Origin of the sequence: Rhodococcus sp. T7, assembly GCF_009872365.1 — a bacterium.
GTDB lineage: Bacteria > Actinomycetota > Actinomycetes > Mycobacteriales > Mycobacteriaceae > Rhodococcus_F.
Genome location: NZ_WXYH01000389.1, coordinates 947,562 through 948,094 on the forward strand (window position 1 = coordinate 947,562; position 533 = coordinate 948,094).

1 protein-coding gene is annotated in these 533 nt (G+C 68.5%); it reads left to right on the forward strand.

The annotated features are described in order from the left end of the window. Nucleotides 1-30: 30 nt before the first annotated feature. Nucleotides 31-533: SDR family NAD(P)-dependent oxidoreductase (locus MLGJGCBP_RS48480; RefSeq protein WP_160099958.1), on the forward strand; the 503-nt coding region annotated here is incomplete at its 3' end.

Consider the following 533-nt stretch of genomic DNA (forward strand, 5'->3'; position numbering starts at 1 on the left):
GCCCTCGTTCCCCATCGTAAGGACCATCGCATGACCACCACTCCCTTCACCTCCGACGCCCTCGCGGGCAAGCGCGTCCTCATCACCGGCGGCGGCACCGGGCTCGGCCGCGGCGTCGCGCGCCACCTCGTCGACCACGGCGCCGAAGTCCACCTGTGGGGCCGCCGTCCCGCCGTACTCGAGGAAGCCGCGGCGGAGGCGTCCGTCTCCCGGCCGGGTTCGGTCCACTGGCAGACCGTCGATGTGCGCAAAGCAGATCTCGTGTCGGCCGCAATGGACGAAATCTGGACTCTCCACGGTCCGCTCACCGGCGTGATCAACAACGCCGCCGCGAACTTCATCGCCCCCACCGAATCACTCAGCCCGCGTGCCTTCGAAGCCGTCACCTCCACGGTGATGAACGGGTCGTTCAATACCACTCACGCCGCAGGCCGCCGCTGGATCGAAGGCGGGACGAAGGGCGTCGTTCTGTCGACGCTCACCACCTGGGTCTGGAGCGGATCCGCGTTCGTCGTCCCGTCCGCGATGGCGAA